Annotated in this window: 1 protein-coding gene; it reads right to left on the reverse strand. The window is 37.4% G+C overall.

Going from position 1 to position 1,045, the window contains the following annotated elements; translation table 11 throughout:
• Positions 1-998: ISAs1 family transposase (locus QUA13_RS32615; RefSeq protein ID WP_333205256.1), on the reverse strand; the 998-nt coding region annotated here is incomplete at its 3' end.
• Positions 999-1,045: the final 47 nt, after the last annotated feature.

Genomic DNA, 1,045 nt, shown 5'->3' on the forward strand with positions numbered 1-1,045 from the left:
GGAGCATTATCTTTTCTAATCCGACAATCATCTTCACGAAAACCCACATCTAATACCCAATGTAAAGAATTTTCAATCCCCCAATGGCTGCGGACTGCTTCACCCAGTTTTTGAGCATTATTTGGTAAACTACTAATGTAATAACGAGTTTCAATAGTTGTTTTTCCCTTCACTATTCTCACGGATTCTATCAGACCTATACTTTGAAGTTTGTTCCATTGATTGTCGGGGTCAATCAACTCTTTTATTTCACTTAACATTAAGTGATGTCGGATTTCTGAGCGACCGTGATTGTCCTCTTTCTTAGTCGAATAAGCTGTATGGGTAAATCCCGAAAATCCTTGTCTAATTGCTTGCTTAAACAACTCTTCTACTCTGGCATACAGGGATGGCTGGTTCTTTTTTAAGGTGATTACATAATCTCCTTCTTGTTCGACAATTGACTTCACAATTGACCTCTGACAGCCTATGGCATCAATGGTAACAATACTTCCATTTAATTCTAATACTTTTAGTAAAGCCGGAATAGCTGTGATTTCATTAGATTTTTTATCGACCTTAATTTGTCCTAACACTAATCTTTGACTGGTCGCCCAAGCACTGACCATATGAATTGCTTTTTTATCTCCCCCCCGATCGTAAGAATGGCGAAGAGTTTTGCCATCAATTGCGATTACTTCTCCGGCATTGAAGCAACTAATAGATTGAATCCAACTCAAAAAACATTTCTGAAATTGCTCCGGTTTGATGCGAGAAAATACTCGCGCAATTGTGTCATGTGAAGGGATGCCATTCGGCAATTCTAAAATTTTTTTTAACCATTCGTATTTAGCTCGCCCATAACTTTCAATATCCACCCATGTATCAGCACCGCAAATCACGGCACAAATTGAGATGGTGATAATATCAATTAATTTATGATGTTTCGTCCGCTCAATTCTTGGATCTTCTAAGTCAAAAAAATGGTCAGCAATGGTACTTTTAGGTTTGAGTCTCATACAGGGTAAACTCTAATTAAATGTTTTGTAGGTACTCAATAATAATC

Origin of the sequence: Microcoleus sp. S28C3, from assembly GCF_036700785.1 — a bacterium.
Taxonomy (GTDB): domain Bacteria; phylum Cyanobacteriota; class Cyanobacteriia; order Cyanobacteriales; family Microcoleaceae; genus Microcoleus; species Microcoleus asticus.